Raw genomic sequence first — 20,294 nt, forward strand, 5'->3', positions numbered from 1 at the left:
GCTCGTCGCATCCTGGGGCTGGAGAAGGTCCCAAGGGTATGGCTGTTCGCCATTTAAAGCGGTACGCGAGCTGGGTTCAGAACGTCGTGAGACAGTTTGGCCCCTATCTGCTGTAGGCGTTTAGGAATTTGAGAAGATCTGCTCCTAGTACGAGAGGACCGGAGTGGACGAACCTCTGGTGTATCGGTTGTCATGTCTAATGGCACTGCCGAGTAGCTAAGTTCGGAAGGGATAACCACTGAAAGCATCTAAGTGGGAAGCCTACTTCAAGATTAGATTCCTCTAGCCTTGAGCTAATAAGTCCCCATGGAGACTACATGGTTGATAGGTTGTAAGTGTAAGTGTAGCGATACACTCAGCTGAGCAATACTAATCGGACGAATGGATTTTAATATTTTTTTACTAGTATTTATTATTGTTTCTCTTTTAGTTAACTTTGACAGGTCAGATTATTGACAAAAAAACACGCTCTTAGAAAATTTGATGTTAATGTCTTGGTGGTTATAACGGTTGGGGTACACCTGTTCCCATTTCGAACACAGCAGTTAAGTCAACTTGTGCCGATGGTAGTGCATCTCGTAGATGTGTGAGAGTAGGTAGCTGCCAAGACATTGATATTAAATTTTGAAAATATTGTTTTTACACTGTGGTGCTTGAGAAAATCTCTATGCACGAGTAGCTCAGTTGGAAGAGCAGCGCCCTTCTAAGGCGAAGGTCACAGGTTCGAGCCCTGTCTCGTGTACCATTATTCTTCCCTTGGATTACAAAAATGGGTTATTAGCTCAGATGGCGAGAGCATCTGCCTTACAAGCAGAGGGTCGTAGGTTCGAGTCCTACATAACCCACCATATTATAAAAAATTAAAAACTATCTTAGAAATAAGATAGTTTTTTTATGTCTTTATTTTAATAAGAACTATGTCGATTATGATAAAATCTAAAGATCTTCGACATAATCTTTGAAATTATTCAAAATTGCTTGCCATCATTGTTGTTGTAACTCAGCAGTATTTTCTTCTTCTATTTCAAATTCAATTAAGACATTAACACAGTGACTCTCTGACTGAAATTCCACTTCTGCCTTTCTTCCATCTCACATGGTATATGATATGAGTTTTTTAGGAATGATTTCAGTGTATGTTCCACAAAAATCAAATTCTACGGATTCGTCTTTTGCTGCCATAATATAGTGAAACTCTCATCAATCCTGAAAATCGTTACTAGCTTTAGAACAATGCCATTCTTCATTCGCATGATTCCATTGTGTTATATGTTCTGGGAGAATATAGGCTTCCCAAACAGTATCTATATCAGAGTGAATATGGACTCAGATAAGTATTGCAGTATCTTTCATATGAATAACATAATATATATATTATTAATATTATAATTATTTATTTCTTTTTTGAAATTCTTTCTTCATATTCTTCTTTCAGTAAATCTCCATTTACTGACATCGCAGCACTTGATCCATTTGCTATTGCTTGCGCTAGACTTCTACCACTGTATGAATTATCTCCTGCTGCGTAAATTCCTTCTACAGAAGTTTTATGATTTTCATCAATATAAATTCTTCCTTCACTCGTTATTTTACATTCAATATCTGAAGCTAAAGTATCATGAAGGGAATGAGGTGGTCGAGCATAAATGAATGAAAATCTTTTACTTTTTCAGTCCTCAAAAATTAGTTTTTGAACTATTCCATCTTGGTGTTCAATTTCTATAATTTTCTTTTCTATGACTGGAATATTATGGTTTTCAATAGTAAAGATTTTAGAATCTTTCAGACTCGATGTTCAGTTTGTAATGAGGGTAAGATTTTTAGTCCAGCTAGAGATAAGTGGGATCATTTCCAAAGCTAATTCTCCGTCTGCAATTAGAGCAGTCTTACAATCTCTATGTTCGTATCAATCACAATAAGGGCAATGAATGACACTTTTTCCCCAGCATTCAGCAAATCAAGGAATTGGTGGGAGTAAATCTAGGAGTCCAGTTGTAAACATGATTTTTTGAGTTGTATATTTTTTTCAAGATGTCGTAAAAACTTGGAAACCTTTTTTTTCTCAGTCTATTTTTTCTATCTGTGATACGGTATCAGTAACTCTTGAAACACATGTATATTTTTCAAGATCAGCCTTACAATCCTGAAGTATTTCTTCTGGTTTTTTATGATCATGGCTTATTAGATTATGTGCTTTTACTGCAAATCTATTAGCAGGTTTTCCTGCGTCAATTATGAGTGTTTTTCTGATGGAACGTCATAAGGTTAAGGCTGCTGAGCTACCTGCAAAGCTTCCTCATATGATAATAACTTCAAATTCTTTCATAATTTTTATTAGTGAATAATCTTCTATACTATATTAAAATATTGTAAGAATAATAATATTATAGCAGCTCTGATTCTGTGAGGAGCTCTTTTAGGGGAATGATTTCTCATTTCTGAGTAAGAAATTTTTTTTCAGAAAGTAAATCTCTTCTGACTACACAGCTATTTAAATCTTTAGCTGAATAAGTGTCTATTAAATCTGGATTTATTTTCAGTCTTTTTTATTATTCAAATTTTTTTTAAAAAAGGCCGTACTTCATTCCATAAATTCTGTCCATTGGGGTACAAATTCATGTCTTTCTCCTTCATAAATAACAAGATCTACTTGTTTATCTACATTGTTAAAGCTTTCTTTAATTTCTTTTCCCCAACTTACAGGGCAACTCTCGTCTTGTGATCAAAAATATATCTGAACAGGAGCCTGTACATTTTTAAAATATCACTGTGGAGATATACTTGCAAAAGTATCAGGATTTTGTAGATTTCAGATATCATTTGTTAGTTTTTCTTTTTCTCGAGAATTTAACCTGCTACTACTCCATCTCTGATAATTGTAGTATTCATTACTGTGAACTGGGGCATATAATATTGCTGCATCAATAAGTTCAGGAGCAGCCACTAAACTATACATTGTTACTCAGCCACCCATAGAGTGTCAAAGCATTCAAATAGATTGAGTATCTATAGTGGCTAATATTTCTTCTCAATCCTCCTGAGATTTTTGTACAGCCAATATAGCATTAATAACATCTGTACCATATTTTTTAATTCTGAGAATCATTCATGTACTTGAAAGACTTTGATCAGTATCAGAAAAGCCATGATTTCTATAATCACTATGAATTACTGCAAATCAGTTACTTGCAAAATAGTCTTGTTCTCTTTTTAAACCTCTTCATAGGGTATAAATACTGGTATCTATATATCAATGATTAAGAATAATCAAAGGGGCATTCTCAATATTCTTTGGTATATTCATTATACCAGATATAGAACGTCCTTCACTTATATAACTGATTTGATAGCGAGTATAGAGAGGGGCTTGAGATAAAATGTTTTCAAATGTAAAGTCACGTCCATCAGCAATATAGTTGAGATAATCATTATCTTCTTGATTTGATGTACGAGTGATATTTTTGTGTGGCTTAAGATTTTCTATTTCGTTACTTTTTATAATGACAAGTTCACTTCAAGAGCGAGTTAATGCACCAGAATTATCTGGCAAAACCCTTGTGCAGGAAATTATAAATACTATTAGAAATCATAGCAGAATAGAGATAGAATATTTACGCATCAAATATTATTAAAAGTATAATTGGTTTTACTATACATTACATTGGGTATAAAAATTATTTAGATAATATTCTCTCATTCAAACAACATTTCAGGCATTCAATCCATATAAGGAAATGCTTGTGAAACCAAAGCTTTAACTTCAGGAATTTGCATACTTTGTGTATGAGCTTCTTTATTTTTCCATTCCTCATATCCACAAATATAATCTCAATGTATTGCCATATTGTACTTTATACATCAAGGCATATTTAGAGCTGGAACTTGTTTCAAAATTTCCGCTATTTTTCAAGCATTTCATTTTGTTGCTTTCATCTTAAAGACTCATACGTAGTTTGTCATAAGGATTTTGATTAAAATGATAATGTTTTATTATCTGATTTTATGAACAGAAATCAATTTTTAAAATCAAACCTAAACTTTCAATAATAATTTTCACGTGTATACTCCACACTATAAATATTAACTCAAAACATGCATAATTTTTTACTTACTACTTCACTGTGACTTGAGTCATTAACCAAACACGAAGTAAATAAACAAGGCTGAACTATCACTGAGGTACAAGACAAGGCAATTTATTTCAATGGAGAAATTGAAATGATGGCTCGAATGAATATCTGGTCACGTTTTTGAAATATCTTGTATTATGTTTTAGATACTGAGAGTCAATTAACAGATTTTGATACCTATTTTGATATAGTATTTGCGCAAGATTGGAAGAAATATATTCCAAGAGGTTTTGCTGTTATGATTAAGGCTACGTCAATAAAGTCAGATCTCTGAGCAACTTCTACACTTCAAGCACTTGCAAAAAAAGCTATCGCTAAAAAAATAGTATGAGAAAAATATCTTGACGAAGACGATAGACTTGGAAAAATAGAAATACGTATTCTCATGGAAAATAATACTCTCAGAATCTTACTTAATACTTCAGGAATTTGACTCCATAAGAGAGGGTACAGAGAGATGACCTGAGATGCTCCACTCAAGGAAAATATTGCAGCAGGGCTCGTTATTTTATCTGGATGGAAGTTTAGAGAACCTCTCTATGATATATTTTGTGGTTCAGGAACTATTGCGATTGAAGCAGCAATGATTGCTAGAAATATGGCTCCTTGAATGAAGCGACATTTTGCTTTTGAAAAATGGTCTTGGATTCAAGAAAATTTATTAGAACAAGAAATAAAATTAGCAAAAACGAAAGAATTTGAATGAGAATACAAAATCTATTCAACAGATATACGTCATGATATTATAGAGCTTGCGAAGAGAAACGCGAAGTTTGCTGGTGTGGATAAAAACATTAATTTTTGAACACAGGATTATGTGACCTACTTAAGGCGAGAACTACAATGATGGTTGGTTTCAAATCCTCCATATGGTCTACGTTTAGAAGATGCAAATGTTCCAAAAATACATGAAGATATCTCTGAACTATTAAAGAAAAACTCAAATTTAAAAGGATGAATTATCACAGCTCATACTGATTTTGAAACCTACAGTAATACAAAATATAAAAAACGTAAACTTTATAATGGAGGAGAAATGTGTTATTTTTATAAAAAAGAACAGAATTAATTCTGTTCTTTTATTTTGCAATTTTTATTATTACTCAGATATTTCAATGGATTCAAGTTCAGAATCATTATTACGCATAATTTCTTTCATTGGAGATTCAGTATCAGGAGAAATAATTGAGGCTTCTATTTCTGCATTTGAGTCATCAATATTTTCTTGCATATCTTGTGTGTCACTCCCAGTTTTTAAGTCTTCTGAAATTTTAACTTCTGTATCAGTGACATTGGAATTACAAGCTGTAAATACCATAAGACTTACAAAAAGAGCAATAATTTTTTTATTCATTTTTAGGAAAAAATATTAATTAAAAGATGTCCGTATTAGAACTGTTCGTTTAACTTGAGCTTGCTTTGATAGAACATTCTAGAGCTTGATACTCCGTATCTCTGTGCTGCGATTCTATCAATTCACATCCCGAATGCGAATCATGAGTATTTCATAGGATCTATTCCACACCCTTCCAGAACTGTTGGATGTACCATTCATGCTCCGAGTAATTCAACCCAACCAGTGCCCGAACACATAGAACATTTTTTAGCTGATTTATTACCAGTTCCTGAACATATTTGACAACTGACATCTACTTCAGCACTCGGTTCAGTAAATGGGAAAATACTAGGTCTAAACCTGAGTTCTGTTTTTTCTCAGAGTAGTTGTTTCATAACGGTATCAAGTGTCCATTTGAGATCTCCAAATGTTACTCCTTCACCAACGACCAGTCACTCAAGTTGATAAAAGTTTGAGGTATGACGTGCATCTTCTTGTTCATACCGAAATACTCTCCCAGGAACGATGATTTTAATCGGAAGCTCACCCTTAAGCATAGTTCTCACTTGAACAGGAGATGTGTGGGTACGTAGTAAATATTTCTCTCAGGCTTTTTTATGTTTATTGATGGTATCAGTTATCCAGAAAGTATCCCAAACATCTCTTGCTGGGTGATTATCAGGGATGTTGAGCATGTCAAAGTTGTGTTTCTCATCTTCGATTTGAGGCCCATCCTCTATTTTGAATCAAAGTGAAATGAATATATCTTCTAACAGTTCAGTTGCATGGGAAATAGGATGCTTATGACCGAGATTTTCTGATTCAAATCCTATTGATACATCAAGCGCTTCTTTTTCTTCTATATGAGAAAAATACGCATTTTCTATATCTAAACCCTTTTGAGTTAGTAAATCTGCGAACTCGTTTTTAAGAGTATTGGCTGTCACTCAAATAGTTTTTTTATCATCTATACTGAGATCTTTTACTCAGGCAAGTATTGATTTAAGTTTTCATTTTTTCCCAAGATACTCAGATTCAAGAGCTTTTAATTCGTCTTGAGTTTGAACTGATGTAAGTGACTTCTTAAAATCACTTTCTAATTGCTTTAATTTTTCAGTCATTGTGACACATACTATAATATAAATATATGGATTTGATAATAAGCAGCCTCACGTAAAAAGCAAGGTTTTTCTATTCTTGTACTTTATGTGTTTTTGATATATAAGTTTTATATAAAAACTGTAAAAAAAACTTTTGACAATGTATGAGTATTTCATACAATACCGGAGCTTTACGAAATTCCCATCAGAAAAACGGGGAAAAACAGTGAATGTTAAATACTACTCTTTTGCTTACAGTAAACAAAAAGAATCAGTTTAACCTCTGGCTTTATTTTTATAAAAAATACGACACATGGCTGGATTGCTAGCTCGAAAAATCGAGATGACACGAGTAATAAAGGATGATAGATTTATACCTGTTACTCTTCTAGAGGTACCACAAATGCAAGTAGTAGGATACAAAACGGCTGAAAAAGACGGATATTCTGCTGTAATTGTTGGTATAGTTAAAAAAGAAAAAGCAGAACTTGCTTCTGATAAAAAAGGACTCAATGCTAAAAGCTTCTCAATAATTAAAGAATTCCCAATTGAGCAATCAAATGAGGGGGTAAAAGAAATTGGAAGCGAAGTTGGGTTTGATGACTTAGACTGAGTTGAGGTTGTTACTATAACTTCTATCTCAAAAGGACACGGGTTCTCAGGTGCAATGAAGAGACATAATTTTTCTGGGGGTCCAGGAAGTCATGGTTCTAAGTTTCATAGAGCACTTGGTTCAATCTGAAACAGAAAGCCAGTACGAACACATAAAGGAAAGAAGATGCATGGTCATTACGGGGTTGATACAGTAACTCTCCGAGACGTGAAACTAGAAATTATTAATAAACAAGCTGGAATCATCGCAGTTCGAGGACCAGTTCCAGGTGCAAGAAATTCACTTGTAAATATCTATCTTTAATACTAAGCAGATCAAGAAAACATGGAAACAAAAGTATACGATCAAACATGAAAAGAATCTGGATCAGTGAAACTTAATGAAAAAGTTTTTGGTTTAGAGTTAAACGAAGGCTTAGTACATAGAGCTTTGGTTTTACAATTAGCAAATGCACGAGTTGCGATTGCTCATACTAAGACTCGATGAGAACGAAGAGGTTCTACTCGAAAAATATTCAGACAAAAAGGTACAGGTAACGCTCGAGCTGGTGCAAACCGATCTCCTATAAGAAAAGGTGGTTGAATCGTATTTGGTCCAAGAAACAACCGAAACTTTACACTTGGTATGAATAAAAAAGAAAGACAAAGAGCTCTCTTCTGTCTCCTTTCTGCAAAAGTGCAAAACAATGCTCTCATAGTCGTGAAGACTCTTGATATGAAAGAAGTGAAGACTCAAGCAATGGATGCTGTTATGAAATCTCTTCCACTTGGAAAGACTGCTCTTATAGCTCTTGCTTCTAGAAATGTTAATGTTGAAAAATCATCAGCTAATCTGAAGACAATCAAAACTATACATGCTTCATACTTAAATATAGCAGATCTTCTCAAATATGAGACACTTATTCTTCCTGAAGACGCAGTGAAACAATTAAACGAACTTGCTGCATAATTTACTACTCTATTAATTTACTCCTCTATTATGAGACTGTATACCATATTACAAAAACCAATCGTTACAGAAAAGACTTCAAACCAAAATCTTGGAGGTCAATCAAGATACGCATTTGAAATTGCTCCTTCTGCTACAAAGATTGATGTAAAGAAAGCAATTAAAGAACTCTATGGAGTAGATGTTGCAAGCGTAAATATTCTAAACACGAGAGAAAAATTCAAGTTTGGAAAAAAACGAACAATGCAATTACGAAAAAGAAGTGCTAAAAAAGCATACGTTACTTTGAAAAATGCAAAAGATGTTATTGATGTAACTATACTCAAGTAATTTTATTTGAGAGAACAACTTATATTTAAACTTTATACCAATGGGACTTAAGAAATTCAAACCAACTACTCCGGGTCGAAGATGAATGACGGGAATCGACTATTCAGACCTTACGGTAAGTACTCCAAATAAAGCTCTTACGACTTCACTCAAGAGAAGTGCCGGGAGAAATAATACTTGACGAATCACTATTAGACATAAAGGGAGTGGACATGCTAAGAAATATAGACTTGTAGACTTCTTTATGACAGATAAGAAAACTATTCCTGCGAAAGTAGAAACGGTTGAATATGATCCATATAGATCTGGATTTATTGCTCTTATTTGTTATGCTGATGGTGAAAGAAGATATATCCTTGCTCATAATACTATTAAAGTAGGTGATTCAATCATTACTAATGATTCAGCTCAACTTACTGATGGAAATAGAATGGAAATCTGAAATATCCCAGTTGGTATCAAGGTATTCAATCTTGAGCTCATTGTAGGTCAAGGTGCATCATCCATTAGATCAGCAGGTACCTATGGTACTATCAATTCACAAGAAGGGGAATACACTCAAGTTAAAATGCCTTCAGGAGAAATTAGACTCGTACATAAAAAATGTTTTGCTACTGTTGGACAAGTTTCTAACCCTGATCATAATCAAGTGGTTATTGGTAAAGCTGGACGAAGTAGATGGATGTGAAAGAGACCTACTGTTCGAGGTAAGGCTATGAATCCAGTTGATCATCCACATGGTGGTTGAGAAGGTCGATCTCCTATCGGTATGAAGGCTCCTAAAACTCCTTGGGGTATGGTGGCTCTTGGGAAGAAAACTCGAAGTCGAAAGAAAACAACTGGTCGTTGGATTCTAAAAACTCGAAAAGGAAAACTAATGATGTAATTACTTTTAATTTAATAGATATCACTTTATGACAAGAAGTCTAAAAAAATGACCTTATATATACGATAGACTCGTACAAAAGGTTGAAAAATTGAACGAATCAGGAAAAAAGACCGTGATTAAAACATGGGCTCGTAACTGTACAGTAATTCCAGAATTTGTGGGTCACACTTTTGGGGTTCATAATGGTAGAGCACATACTCCAGTTTTCGTAACTGAAGATATGGTTGGTCATAAACTTGGTGAATTCTCTCACACAAGAACATTCAGAGGACACGCTGGAAACAGAAAATAATTTTTACTTACCGATACAATTTCATCATGAAAGCACTTGCACAAAATATTCGTATTTCTCCTAAGAAACTTGCTGTAGTAGCAGAGATTATCAGAGGAATGAATGCAGAAGAAGCACTAAAATTCTTGAAATTTGCCCCTAAAAAAGGAGCTGATATCCTCTATAAAGTTGTTCATTCTGCTGTACATAATGCACAACATAATGATAATCAAAATAGTGCTGATCTTTACCTCAATACTCTTGTTATTACAAAAGGTATTGTATATAAGAGAGGAAGACCAGTTTCTAGAGGAAGAATGCATCCAATTTTGAAAAGAACTTCAAATATTAGATTAGAACTTCAAGTTAAGTAGTTACTAGAAATAATAGCAGAGAGTTACCCGGGAATTACTCCTAGACCTCTATAAAGATTTATAAACTATAATTTATACACTATGTGACATAAAGTCAGCCCAATAGCATTTAGACTCCCATATATCGTTAACTGGAAATCATCATGGTATGGTGATACTAAAAACTATAAAGAGTCACTTGGACAAGATATCAAAACAAGAGAACTTCTTGCAAGAGAACTTACATGAATTCCAATAGGTGATATTCTTATATCAAGAGATCAAGAAAATGTTATCGTTGATATATTTACAGCAAAAGCTTCACTTATTCTTTGAAAAACTGGAGAAAACGTTGAAAACATAAAAACAAAACTTCAAAATAAAATTGGTGGAAAATTTATCATCAATGTAAAAGAAATTAAGCAGCCTGATGTAAATGCAAAAATAGTAGCATTTTCTATCGCAAATCAAGTTGAAAAAAGAATGCCATATAAAAGAGCTATCAAACAAGCTATTCAAAAAGCTATGGAAAAAGGAGCTCAAGGTATCAAGGTTAAAGTAGGTTGAAGATTGAACGGTGCTGAAATTGCTCGTAAAGAAACCTTTAAAGAATGAAATATACCAACTCAAACTATCAGATCAAATATTGATTATTCAACAATGCGAGCTGAGACAGTATATGGAACCATTGGTCTCAAGGTTTGGATATATAAGGGAGACATTTACAAAAAGTCAAAAAAACTTGACTCATAAAAAATATTTATATACTAACTCAAGCTTACAATGTTGCAGCCAAGAAAAACTAAATATAGAAAACCTCACCGAGGGAGACTAAAAGGGTCAGCAAGTCGAGGTGCTGAAATTGCTTTCGGAGAATTTGCTATGAAGGCAACGACTCGAGGGTACATCACTTCAAGACAAATAGAATCTGCTCGTAGAGCTATGGTTCGATATGTAAAAAGAGGTGGAAAGATTTGGATCAGAATCTTCCCTGATAAAGCATATACAGCTAAACCACTTGAAGTTCCGATGGGATGAGGGAAATGATCTGTAGAAATGTATAGAGCTCCTGTAAAACCTGGTAGAATCTTGTTTGAAATGACAGGTGTTACTCCAGAAATTGCACGAGAAGCTTTTACGCTGGCTTCATATAAACTGCCAGTCAAGACTAAAATTATACTAGATTAATACTCAACTTCAAAAAATGAAAGAATTAAAAGATTTGAATTTAAAATCAAAAGATGCTCTGAATAAACTCTCAGCTGATAAACTGAAAGAGGAACTCCATACTGCTCAAAAAAACCTTTATGTAATGAAGATGAAAAATGTTGTAGGAGAACAAAAACAAACTCATCTTATTAAACCTCTAAGAAGATATGTAGCAAGTGTCATGACACTTCAAGGAAAAGTATAGTGAGTATTTTATAGATAAAATTGGTAATACCTATGAGAACGATAACAGGAACTGTGGTTAGTAATAAAATGGATAAGACAATAGTTGTGTCAGTTGATACTTTTAAAACTCATCCTAAGTACCACAAAAAATACAAAGTTACAAAAAGATTCTACGCACACGACGAAGCAAACGCAAGTCAAGTAGGTGATACTGTAACTATTCAAGAGTCACGACCACTATCTCGACTAAAGAGATGGACGGTAGCAACAAGTGTATAAATATTTTCAAAAATTAAAGTTAAATTATTATGATACAAACAGAATCAAGACTCGTTGTAACAGATAACTCTGGAGCAAAAGAAGTTCTTTGTATAAAAGTACTCTGAGGATCTCATAGAAGATATGCTTCTATCGGTGATATCATTGTATGTTCAGTAAAAAAAGCTGCACCAGACGGTACAATCAAAAAGAAAAAAGTTGTTAAAGCAGTAGTTGTAAGAACAGCAAAAGAAATTAAAAGACCAGATGGAAGTTATGTTCGATTTGATGATAACGCTTGTGTTATTATTTGAGATGATGGAAATCCAAGAGCAACTCGTATATTCGGTCCAGTTGCACGTGAATTAAAAGCGAAAGGATACAATAAAATAGTATCTCTTGCACCAGAAGTATTATAATTATTTTTATTTAATTGGGATAGTATGAAAATTCGATCATGAGACAACGTTGTTGTTATATCAGGAACACGAAAAAATAAAGGAAAAACAGGAAAAGTATTAAAAGTTTTCCCAGTTACTGGAAAGGTAATCGTAGAATGAGTGAATATTGCAACAAAACATATAAAAAAACAAGGAACTACAGCTGGGCAAATAATGAAAATGGAAAAAGCAATCGATGCTTCTAACGTTATGCTAGAATGTCCAATTACAAAAAAACCTACAAGAGTAGGATACGTAATGATAGAAGAAAAAGGAGTTCAAAAAAAATTCAGATTTTCTAAAATAGCAGCAAAAACAAACAACAAAGATCCAAAAGATTGTATTATTAAATAATAACTTCCTGTCAGATGACTTTAAAAGAAACATACACTAAAGAGATTGTTCCAAAATTAAAAGAATCTCTTAAATGCGAAAATATAATGGAGGTTCCAAAACTTGAAAAAGTTGTTCTTAATATGGGTATTGGTACATATATTAGAACTGGAAATAAAGACTACAGTGTTCTTCAAGAACATTTAGCTCTTATAGCTGGTCAAGCTCCTATTGTGAAACATGCTAAAAAAGCAATATCAAACTTTAAACTAAGAGCTGGAATGCCAGTTGGTTTAACAGTAACACTTCGAGGCGATGCAATGTACACTTTTCTTGATAAACTTATAAATGTAGTTTTACCAAGAGTACGTGATTTCCGTTGAGTAAGTCCAAAGTCGTTTGATAAAGAGGGGAATTATAACTTTGGTATACGAGAACATACAATTTTTCCAGAAGTACCACAAGATGATGTTGTAAAAAACCACGGTATACAAATTACTGTAAAGACTACAGCTAAATCTAAAGAAGCTGGAAAAGAGCTTCTCTCACAAATGGGATTCCCATTTGCGAAGTAATACAATACTTTTTTAAAAACAATACAAGTGGCTAGAAAATCAAAGATTGCAAAATCTCAAAAACTGAAAAAGAAATTCCTTCAAGCAATAGCTGATGGAAGAAAACCTACGAATGCTACAAAAGTATTTAATACTTGTAGTGTATGTGGGAGAACAAGAGGATACCTAGGTAACTTCGATTTATGTAGAATTTGTTTTAGAGAAAAAGCAAACGCAGGTGAACTTCCAGGAGTTCGAAAATCAAGTTGGTAAAATAAATATAATACACACGTTTTAGTTTCATAATTATTGGTTATATGATAATGGATCCGATTGGAGATTTACTCACAAGAATAAGAAATGCATATCTTGCACGAAAAGAAGATATGACAGTACCATATTCTAAGATTAAACAAGACATCCTTAAAATCTTAAAGAAAAATAAATACATAACTGACTACGAAGTAGTTGAGTTAGAATGAGCAAAAAAAGAGCTTCTTGTACATTTGAATAATGTCAGAAAAACTTTAGTTGTGCCAAATTTTAGAAGAATTTCTCGACCAGGTCAAAGAATTTACCTTGGATCAAAAGATATCAAAAAATCTAGAAATGGAAAAGGTATATATATAGTTTCTACTCCAAAAGGAGTCGTAACTGGATATGAAGCTCGAACTCTAAATGTTTGAGGAGAACTTCTTTGTGAAGTGTACTAATTTCAAAAAATGCAGACAAGCTCACGCTTGATCGTAATTTACTTACAAAACAATTATTATGTCTAGAATAGGAAAACTTCCAGTTACTATACCAGAAAAGGTAGAGGTAAAAATAAATGGAAGAAATATTGAAGTGAAGGGTGAAAAAGGAAGTCTTACATTTACTCACTCTCCACAAGTTTCTGTGAAAATAGAGGAAGGAAAAGTAATTGTTACTCCTGTATGAGATGATGCCAAAGCATTATGGGGGACAACTAGATCTGTTATTTCTAATATGGTAGAAGGTGTATCAGTAGGGTATAAAAAGTCTTTAGAAATAAATGGTGTAGGGTACAAATTTGAAGTTCAAGGTCAAAAGCTTATTCTATCAATTGGGTTTTCTCATAAAGTAGAATTAGAAATTGCTCCTGAACTAACAGTCACTCCAGACGATAAACTGAAGAATGTTATTCACGTTAGTGGTATTGATAAACAAAAAGTTGGTCAATTTGCCTCTAAAGTAAAATCTCAAAAGAAGCCAGAACCATATAAAGGAAAAGGTATTAAATATCAAGGAGAACAAATACGAAGAAAAGCTGGTAAAACAGGTTCTAAATAAAAATAATAATTATTTAATAAGTACTACGGTATGTTACAAAAACTACAAAATAGACTACGAAGAAAAGCAAGAGTTCGTTCTTTGATTTCAGGTACATCAGAAAGACCAAGACTGAGTATATTTCGGACAACTACTCATATATATGCTCAAATTATTGATGATGTTACAGGTAAAACTCTTGCTTCTAGCTCAGATCTAAAAATTGATTCTAAAGCTTCAAAAACTGAACTTGCTATCCAAGTTGGACAAGATATTGGTAAAAAGGCACAAGAGATGAAAATAAAAAACGTAGTGTTTGATAGAGGTGGATTTCGATATCACGGTAGAGTAAAGGCTCTTGCTGATGCTGCACGAGAATCTGGATTACAATTTTAATTATATTACATTTTTGCATTTATGGCACTTGATGGAAAAAGAAATTCAAAAGGAGGAAGAGATAATTTTAAACCAAGAAAAGAGTTTAAAGAAGAACTTCTTGCTATAGACAGAGTAACTAGAGTTACTGCTGGTTGAAGACAACTACGATTTAGAGCCGTTATGGTTTTAGGTGATGGTAAAGGTAAGGTTGGACTTTGAACAGGGAAAAGTTGGGAAGTAGTTGACGCGATTGCTAAAGCAATAGCTGATGCTAAAAAGAACATGATTCAAGTAAAACTTGTTGAATGAACGGTTCCTTATGAAATTACTGCTAAATTTAAAGCAGCTAAAATAATGGTTCATCCTGCTACAAAAGGTACTGGTATTATCGCTGGTGGTTCTGCTCGTAAAGTACTTGCAGTTGCTTGATATACTGATATACTTGCAAAGAGATATGGTTCTTCAAATCTCCTAAATAATGCAAAAGCTACTTTGAAGGCACTCACTTCTTTTAAATAATATAACGAGAAAAATTAGATTATGCTTACTACAAATACAATATCACCAAATTCAGGTTCTAAAAAATCTTCGAAGAGAGTTGGGAGATGAAACGGTTCAGGAAAAGGTACTTTCTCTGGAAGAGGGATGAATGGTCAAAATTCTCGTTCTGGTGGATGAGTTCCTGATTGGTTTGAAGGTGGACAAACTCCACTTTTTAGAAGAATGCCTAAAATGAGAGGTTTCTCTAATGCAAGATTTAAAAAACATTTTAATGTTGTGAATCTTTCTCAAATAGAAACAATTGCAAAATCAGGTGTTACTGATATAACTCTTGAAACTCTTATTAAACATAATATTGTTTCTAAAAAGAATCTTCCTGTAAAACTTCTTGGAGCAGGAGAGCTTACTTCTAAAGTTACATTAACTGTAGATTCAGCCTCTAACTCAGCTCAAGAAGCATTTAAGAATGCTGGAGGGACTCTCAATCTGAGTACTGTAGAATCAGAATAAAAAATAGTCCAACTTAGTTTGGACTTTTTTATTCTGTGAGCTATAATAATTTTAATCTTATTTTTAATATATTTTTCATGATACTTGATATTATAAAGCGTATTGCTAACATCAAAGACCTCAGAAAAAAAATTATAGCAACACTTTTATTAGTGCTAGTCTATAAGTTTCTCTCTGTTATTCCAATTCCAGGTGTAAATACTGAAGGTATTTCTGCACTTGTTCAAGGTCAAAGAGGTTTATCATTTTTCTCATCACTTTTAGGTTGAGGTCTTGAAAACTTTTCTGTAATTCTTATGGGACTTTCTCCATATATCAATGCAGTAATCATCATTCAACTCCTTTGAGTTATTATTCCAAAAATTGGTGATCTTCAAAAAGAAGGAGAACAAGGTCAAAAAAAGATTACAAAGTATACTCGACTGTTGACACTTCCTATCGCATTTCTTCAGAGTTACGGTATGATTGTTCTTTTGAACTCTCTTGCTAACGGAAGTATCATTGATGTAACAAACCCACAAATAATTCTATCTGCTATGCTTATAGCTACTGCAGGTACTATTTTCCTTATGTGGCTTGGTGAAGTTATGACAGAGTATGGAATATCTAATGGTATTTCTATAATTATTATGGCTTGAGTTCTCTCTGCAGTTCCAGCAAATATAATTTGATACTTTGCTGCTTCTCAATATGCACTTTTTGCATGATTACTTGTAGCTACTCTCTTAATTATTTATATAATTATAAAGTTTACAGAAGGTCATAGACGAATTCCTCTTATTTACGCTAAAACTGGTGGTGAAGAAAAGTCATATTTTCCTATCAAAGTAAATCAAGCTGGGATGATACCTATTATATTCTCAATCTCTATTGTTACATTTCCTTCAATTATTGGTCAAGTATTGGCAAATTCAAATTGAGGTGCTGCATCTACGGTTTGAAATTTCATGGTTGAGTACTTTAGTTTTCAAAATCCCTCTTGGTATTTTATAGCTGTATATTTCGCTCTAGTTCTCGCTTTTTCTTTCTTCTATGTTTCAATTACATTTAATACAGAAACAGTAGCAGAAAGTATTCAAAAGAGAGGTGGGTATATACCAGGTATTAGGCCAGGTCAAGAAACAGCAACGTATCTTCAAAAAGTTTCTAATCACCTAAATCTCTTTGGTGGTTCATTTCTCGCTGCTATTGCCGTACTTCCATATGTACTATGAAAATTTATGGGGCAATCTATCGATCTTATTATCTCTGGTGCTGGACTTATCATTATTGTTTCAGTAATACTCGATATTATTAGAAGAATAGATGGTGAAATGAAAATGTTTGATTATTCAAAATATAAATAGTTGCATTTATACAAAAAAAAAGTTAGCAGTAATGCTAACTTTTTTTTGAGTTTACTTATGATGCAAAAGTATCACAAGTTGATAAGTCAGTTGTGTCATATCAAATTGTAAACCATTTCTTTCTATCATCTGATGAACCGTGTGTCCAAGACTCTGGATTAACTCTTCAAGTTGCAGCCTCTTGGATTCTATCATCTCAAACTGCTTCAGCTGCATCTATTGCTTCTCCTATCTCTCCTGGTTCAAATACACCCTGGTCTTTCAAGCTTCAAGCCCAGAATCAAGCAAAGCAATCAGCTTGTAACTCTGTTTTTATAGAGTTTTCATTTGTTCGAGCCACTCATTTCTCGAGTCATAGTATATTTTGAACATGGTGTCCAACTTCATGAGACAGTACATAGGCTTCCGCCACATCTCATCCCTCAGCTCAATATCTTTTTGTAAGTTCTTCAAAGAATGTTTCGTCTAAATAGATTGTTTGATCTGTTGGGCAATAGTGCGGTCAAATTGCTGAACTTGCTCAACCACATGCAGAATTCGTGTAGTCCCGAAATAAAACCAGCGTTGGTTTTTGGTAGGGAATACTTCATTGAGCAAGCAAGTCACTCCAAAAGGCATCATTTGATCATAAGACCGTTGATGCAAACTGTTCATATGAATCACTTCATTCAAATTGCGCTGCATCAGGGGATCGTACTTGTTGTTGTCATATCCCACTATTTTGAACAGTATTAAATACCTGAAGAGCCGTTTCTGGTCCTGCAAAGAATCATATAGCAAGAATAGCTACAATTCCTCATACTCACAGTGATCCTTTACTCATAGATATTCATCTTCTATCGTCTACATTTCATCTTTGTCATAATTTTCACCATTTTGCCATAGCTCATAATTAATAAATATTCCATATATTATAAGTATCAAATAAAAACTTCAAAATATAAATTATCTTGCAATAATGTATATACTTAATATACTCAAATAACTTATATGATATATACGTAATATTAGCACTTAACTTAATTTGAGATGATATCATTTGTTCACGCAATAACTGTAAATGGTCTAGATTCTACTGTAGTAGATATTGAAGTAGATATTAATCAATGACTTCCTGCTTTCACGATAGTAGGTCTTCCTGATCAATGAGTTCAAGAGAGTAAAGAACGTCTGAGAAGTGCTTTGAAATCATCCTGAGCACGTATTCCACCCAGTCGTATTACAGTGAATCTCGCTCCAGCTAATATTAAAAAGTCATGACCGAGTTTTGATCTCGCAATTGCGATAGGTATTTTGCTTGATCAATGAAATATAGAAAATGATGAAATAGTAAAAGATAGTATTTTTCTTTGAGAATTATCTCTCGATGGAAGACTCAGAATGATCTCGTGAGTTTTACCTGCTACCATTTGAGCAAAAGAAAAATGATTTAAAAGAATCTTTGTACCAGCTTCAAATACGAAAGAAGCATCTATCATTCCAGATATAGAAGTTATTTGAGTACATAATTTACAAGATCTTATCCAAATACTCAACAAAGAAGTTCCATATATAGCTGAGAAAGTACTTGATTTAGCTAGTTTAGATTCAGATTCCTCAAGGTTTAATCATCATGATTTTTCTCAAGTCATAGGTCAACAATTTGCAAAAAGAGCATTAGAAATTGCTGCAGCTTGAGGTCACAATATATTGATGGAATGACCTCCAGGATCTGGAAAAACTATGCTTGCTAAAAGCTTTTCATGAATACTTCCTAAACTCTCAATAGAGGAAGCAATAGAAATATCAAAAATTTATTCTGTTTCTTGACTTCTTACTGAGGATAACCCAATGATCTCACGCAGACCGTTTAGAGGAATCCATCATACAGCAAGTAGCACTTCGATTATAGGGTGAGGGAGAAATGCTCGTCCTTGAGAAATCTCACTTGCTCATAAATGAGTATTATTCTTAGATGAAATTCTTGAATTCCCTAAAACAGTACTCGAAGTATTACGTCAACCATTAGAAGATGGTGAAATAACAGTCACTCGGGTGAATGCTAGTTATAATTATCCTGCAAAATTTTCTCTCCTTTGAGCTATGAATCCTTGTCCCTGTGGATATATGACTGACCCTGACAAGGAGTGCATATGTTCTCCAAATCAAATATCGAATTATAGATCTCGATTATCTGGTCCACTGATTGATAGAATAGATATGTTTATTGAGGTTCCAAAAGTCCCAACTGATGATTTCAAGACTTCTAAAAGAACAAGTGCAGAAAATTCTGAAACTATAGCTGTTCGAGTTCAAGATGCACGTGATATACAAACTTTGAGATTTACTCAAACCCAGGCAAGTTCCAATGCTGAGATGAGTACTAAAGAAATTAAACTGTACTGTGTGTTAAACTCTGAGTCCGAAGGCGTACTTGCAGGAGCTATAAAAACTATGAATCTTTCTGCAAGGGCTTATTATAGGATACTCAAGCTATCAAGAACTATTGCAGATTTAGAAAAATCAGATACCATTTTACTCGCTCATATCTTAGAAGCACTGAGTTATAGAAAAAAAGATGAAAATTAAAAGTTCCCTATTAAATTCAAAATTACTAAGCAAGTATTCAAGCATTGGACACTTTATATCTTGTAAACCTTTTTTTCTTCGAAGTCCTCAATATGATTGAGAATTTAGAAATCAATCTGCAGAAAACCTGATAGCTCTTTCTCAGTATTATAAAATACAATGAGATAATATAGTTATTTTGAATCAAACACATTCAGATGCCATAATTCATATTACTCTGAATAATTTCGGTCAACAACATTACGCTGATGCTGCAATCACAAATTTGAGTAATATTTTACTTATCACACTTGCTTCAGATTGTATTCCAATACTCCTGTTTGATCCAATTGAGAAATCCATCTGAGTGGTACATGCAGGATGGAAAGGCCTCGAGAACGGTATAATTAAGAAAACCATAACGAAAATGGAGCAAGTATTCTGAACAAATCCTGCTCTACTACAAATATATATTTGACCATGCATCTCTTGAATAAATTATGAGGTATGACCTGAGTTTATTCAAAAATTCTCAGATATATATCCACATTCTCTATCTACTAATAAGTTGAGTTGAACATATAATTTAGACATAAGACACATTGCTCTCAAGCAACTTGTACAAATCAATATACAAGAAAAAAATGTAGAAGTTTCAAAGTATTGTACGTATCAAGACAAAGAAAATTTTAATAGTTATAGGAGATATACTCAAACCTGAGACGAGTATAAATGAAACAATGCCTGCGGAATTATGATTAAATAATAAACT

General features: G+C 33.4%; 30 protein-coding genes, 2 tRNA genes and 2 rRNA genes. 27 read left to right on the forward strand and 7 right to left on the reverse strand.

Annotated features, from left to right (window positions below; genetic code table 25):
• From GW846_00190 to GW846_00205, 4 genes are all read left to right on the forward strand, one after another.
• Positions 1-401, forward strand: a 23S ribosomal RNA gene (locus tag GW846_00190); the annotation flags it as partial.
• 92 nt (positions 402-493) lie between these two features.
• Positions 494-609 (forward strand): 5S ribosomal RNA (rrf, locus tag GW846_00195).
• Between the two features lie 60 nt (positions 610-669).
• A tRNA-Arg gene (locus GW846_00200) sits at positions 670-745 on the forward strand.
• Between the two features lie 26 nt (positions 746-771).
• Positions 772-848: transfer RNA gene (locus GW846_00205), tRNA-Val, on the forward strand.
• An 88-nt stretch (positions 849-936) separates the two neighbouring features.
• On the opposite strand, the gene GW846_00210 is transcribed toward GW846_00205, so the two are convergent.
• The 4 genes from GW846_00210 to GW846_00225 form a co-directional block, all read right to left on the reverse strand.
• A complete protein-coding gene (locus GW846_00210; protein ID NDK09186.1) occupies positions 937-1,353 on the reverse strand; it encodes a hypothetical protein in 417 nt (138 codons plus the stop codon).
• A gap of 40 nt (positions 1,354-1,393) precedes the next feature.
• Entirely contained in the window at positions 1,394-2,326 is a 933-nt protein-coding gene (locus tag GW846_00215) for an NAD(P)/FAD-dependent oxidoreductase (GenBank protein ID NDK09187.1), read from the reverse strand.
• 204 nt (positions 2,327-2,530) lie between these two features.
• The gene (locus GW846_00220) at positions 2,531-3,550 is read right to left on the reverse strand and encodes an alpha/beta fold hydrolase (GenBank protein NDK09188.1); all 1,020 of its coding nucleotides are present in this window, start codon (positions 3,548-3,550) and stop codon (positions 2,531-2,533) included.
• Positions 3,551-3,678: 128 nt separating this feature from the next.
• Positions 3,679-3,960 carry a hypothetical protein gene (locus GW846_00225; GenBank protein NDK09189.1) on the reverse strand — a complete coding sequence of 94 codons (282 nt, stop codon included), beginning with the start codon at positions 3,958-3,960 and terminating at the stop codon, positions 3,679-3,681.
• Positions 3,961-4,092: 132 nt separating this feature from the next.
• Here GW846_00225 and GW846_00230 point away from each other — a divergent pair, with 132 nt between their 5' ends.
• The gene (locus tag GW846_00230) at positions 4,093-5,199 is read left to right on the forward strand and encodes a hypothetical protein (GenBank protein NDK09190.1); all 1,107 of its coding nucleotides are present in this window, start codon (positions 4,093-4,095) and stop codon (positions 5,197-5,199) included.
• 30 nt (positions 5,200-5,229) lie between these two features.
• On the opposite strand, the gene GW846_00235 is transcribed toward GW846_00230, so the two are convergent.
• The gene (locus GW846_00235; GenBank protein ID NDK09191.1) at positions 5,230-5,484 is read right to left on the reverse strand and encodes a hypothetical protein; all 255 of its coding nucleotides are present in this window, start codon (positions 5,482-5,484) and stop codon (positions 5,230-5,232) included.
• Positions 5,485-5,519: 35 nt separating this feature from the next.
• Complete coding sequence (gene pheS / locus GW846_00240) at positions 5,520-6,587, reverse strand: phenylalanine--tRNA ligase subunit alpha (GenBank protein NDK09192.1); 1,068 nt, start codon at positions 6,585-6,587, stop codon at positions 5,520-5,522.
• Between the two features lie 292 nt (positions 6,588-6,879).
• On the opposite strand from pheS, the gene rplC reads away from it, so the two are divergent.
• From rplC to secY, 20 genes are all read left to right on the forward strand, one after another.
• Positions 6,880-7,482 carry a 50S ribosomal protein L3 gene (gene rplC, locus GW846_00245; GenBank protein NDK09193.1) on the forward strand — a complete coding sequence of 201 codons (603 nt, stop codon included), beginning with the start codon at positions 6,880-6,882 and terminating at the stop codon, positions 7,480-7,482.
• A gap of 21 nt (positions 7,483-7,503) precedes the next feature.
• Positions 7,504-8,127, forward strand: a complete 624-nt coding sequence (gene rplD, locus GW846_00250) for a 50S ribosomal protein L4 (GenBank protein ID NDK09194.1) — start codon at positions 7,504-7,506, stop codon at positions 8,125-8,127.
• Positions 8,128-8,157: 30 nt separating this feature from the next.
• Entirely contained in the window at positions 8,158-8,457 is a 300-nt protein-coding gene (gene rplW / locus GW846_00255) for a 50S ribosomal protein L23 (GenBank protein ID NDK09195.1), read from the forward strand.
• Positions 8,458-8,497: 40 nt separating this feature from the next.
• A complete protein-coding gene (rplB, locus tag GW846_00260) occupies positions 8,498-9,343 on the forward strand; it encodes a 50S ribosomal protein L2 (GenBank protein ID NDK09196.1) in 846 nt (281 codons plus the stop codon).
• Positions 9,344-9,371: 28 nt separating this feature from the next.
• Positions 9,372-9,638, forward strand: coding sequence for a 30S ribosomal protein S19 (gene rpsS, locus GW846_00265; protein ID NDK09197.1), 267 nt, complete (start codon positions 9,372-9,374; stop codon positions 9,636-9,638).
• Between the two features lie 26 nt (positions 9,639-9,664).
• Positions 9,665-9,991 carry a 50S ribosomal protein L22 gene (gene rplV / locus GW846_00270; GenBank protein NDK09198.1) on the forward strand — a complete coding sequence of 109 codons (327 nt, stop codon included), beginning with the start codon at positions 9,665-9,667 and terminating at the stop codon, positions 9,989-9,991.
• 81 nt (positions 9,992-10,072) lie between these two features.
• Complete coding sequence (rpsC, locus tag GW846_00275; protein NDK09199.1) at positions 10,073-10,723, forward strand: 30S ribosomal protein S3; 651 nt, start codon at positions 10,073-10,075, stop codon at positions 10,721-10,723.
• Between the two features lie 30 nt (positions 10,724-10,753).
• Positions 10,754-11,158 (forward strand): 50S ribosomal protein L16, encoded by a 405-nt coding sequence (rplP, locus tag GW846_00280; protein NDK09200.1) that lies wholly within the window; start codon positions 10,754-10,756, stop codon positions 11,156-11,158.
• Positions 11,159-11,174: 16 nt separating this feature from the next.
• The gene (gene rpmC / locus GW846_00285; GenBank protein ID NDK09201.1) at positions 11,175-11,384 is read left to right on the forward strand and encodes a 50S ribosomal protein L29; all 210 of its coding nucleotides are present in this window, start codon (positions 11,175-11,177) and stop codon (positions 11,382-11,384) included.
• A 32-nt stretch (positions 11,385-11,416) separates the two neighbouring features.
• Positions 11,417-11,644: a 30S ribosomal protein S17 gene (gene rpsQ / locus GW846_00290; GenBank protein ID NDK09202.1), complete on the forward strand. Its 228-nt coding sequence runs from the start codon at positions 11,417-11,419 to the stop codon at positions 11,642-11,644.
• A 29-nt stretch (positions 11,645-11,673) separates the two neighbouring features.
• The gene (gene rplN, locus GW846_00295) at positions 11,674-12,042 is read left to right on the forward strand and encodes a 50S ribosomal protein L14 (protein NDK09203.1); all 369 of its coding nucleotides are present in this window, start codon (positions 11,674-11,676) and stop codon (positions 12,040-12,042) included.
• 24 nt (positions 12,043-12,066) lie between these two features.
• Positions 12,067-12,417: a 50S ribosomal protein L24 gene (rplX, locus tag GW846_00300; GenBank protein ID NDK09204.1), complete on the forward strand. Its 351-nt coding sequence runs from the start codon at positions 12,067-12,069 to the stop codon at positions 12,415-12,417.
• 14 nt (positions 12,418-12,431) lie between these two features.
• Entirely contained in the window at positions 12,432-12,971 is a 540-nt protein-coding gene (rplE, locus tag GW846_00305; GenBank protein NDK09205.1) for a 50S ribosomal protein L5, read from the forward strand.
• Between the two features lie 27 nt (positions 12,972-12,998).
• Positions 12,999-13,223 (forward strand): type Z 30S ribosomal protein S14, encoded by a 225-nt coding sequence (locus tag GW846_00310; GenBank protein ID NDK09206.1) that lies wholly within the window; start codon positions 12,999-13,001, stop codon positions 13,221-13,223.
• 44 nt (positions 13,224-13,267) lie between these two features.
• Positions 13,268-13,663, forward strand: a complete 396-nt coding sequence (rpsH, locus tag GW846_00315) for a 30S ribosomal protein S8 (protein NDK09207.1) — start codon at positions 13,268-13,270, stop codon at positions 13,661-13,663.
• Positions 13,664-13,721: 58 nt separating this feature from the next.
• Complete coding sequence (gene rplF, locus GW846_00320; protein ID NDK09208.1) at positions 13,722-14,261, forward strand: 50S ribosomal protein L6; 540 nt, start codon at positions 13,722-13,724, stop codon at positions 14,259-14,261.
• A 30-nt stretch (positions 14,262-14,291) separates the two neighbouring features.
• The gene (locus tag GW846_00325; protein NDK09209.1) at positions 14,292-14,636 is read left to right on the forward strand and encodes a 50S ribosomal protein L18; all 345 of its coding nucleotides are present in this window, start codon (positions 14,292-14,294) and stop codon (positions 14,634-14,636) included.
• Positions 14,637-14,657: 21 nt separating this feature from the next.
• Positions 14,658-15,137, forward strand: coding sequence for a 30S ribosomal protein S5 (rpsE, locus tag GW846_00330; GenBank protein ID NDK09210.1), 480 nt, complete (start codon positions 14,658-14,660; stop codon positions 15,135-15,137).
• A 21-nt stretch (positions 15,138-15,158) separates the two neighbouring features.
• A complete protein-coding gene (rplO, locus tag GW846_00335; protein NDK09211.1) occupies positions 15,159-15,629 on the forward strand; it encodes a 50S ribosomal protein L15 in 471 nt (156 codons plus the stop codon).
• A 77-nt stretch (positions 15,630-15,706) separates the two neighbouring features.
• Positions 15,707-16,975: a preprotein translocase subunit SecY gene (gene secY / locus GW846_00340; protein ID NDK09212.1), complete on the forward strand. Its 1,269-nt coding sequence runs from the start codon at positions 15,707-15,709 to the stop codon at positions 16,973-16,975.
• 55 nt (positions 16,976-17,030) lie between these two features.
• On the opposite strand, the gene GW846_00345 is transcribed toward secY, so the two are convergent.
• The gene (locus GW846_00345) at positions 17,031-17,858 is read right to left on the reverse strand and encodes a hypothetical protein (GenBank protein NDK09213.1); all 828 of its coding nucleotides are present in this window, start codon (positions 17,856-17,858) and stop codon (positions 17,031-17,033) included.
• 146 nt (positions 17,859-18,004) lie between these two features.
• Between GW846_00345 and GW846_00350 the strand changes: the two genes are divergently transcribed.
• Entirely contained in the window at positions 18,005-19,543 is a 1,539-nt protein-coding gene (locus GW846_00350) for a YifB family Mg chelatase-like AAA ATPase (protein ID NDK09214.1), read from the forward strand.
• Entirely contained in the window at positions 19,533-20,288 is a 756-nt protein-coding gene (gene pgeF, locus GW846_00355; GenBank protein NDK09215.1) for a peptidoglycan editing factor PgeF, read from the forward strand. The genes GW846_00350 and pgeF overlap by 11 nt, the downstream gene beginning before the upstream one ends.
• Positions 20,289-20,294 lie beyond the last annotated feature (6 nt).

It is taken from the genome of Candidatus Gracilibacteria bacterium (assembly GCA_010119145.1).
Lineage (GTDB): Bacteria > Patescibacteriota > Gracilibacteria > BD1-5 > UBA6164 > JAACSU01.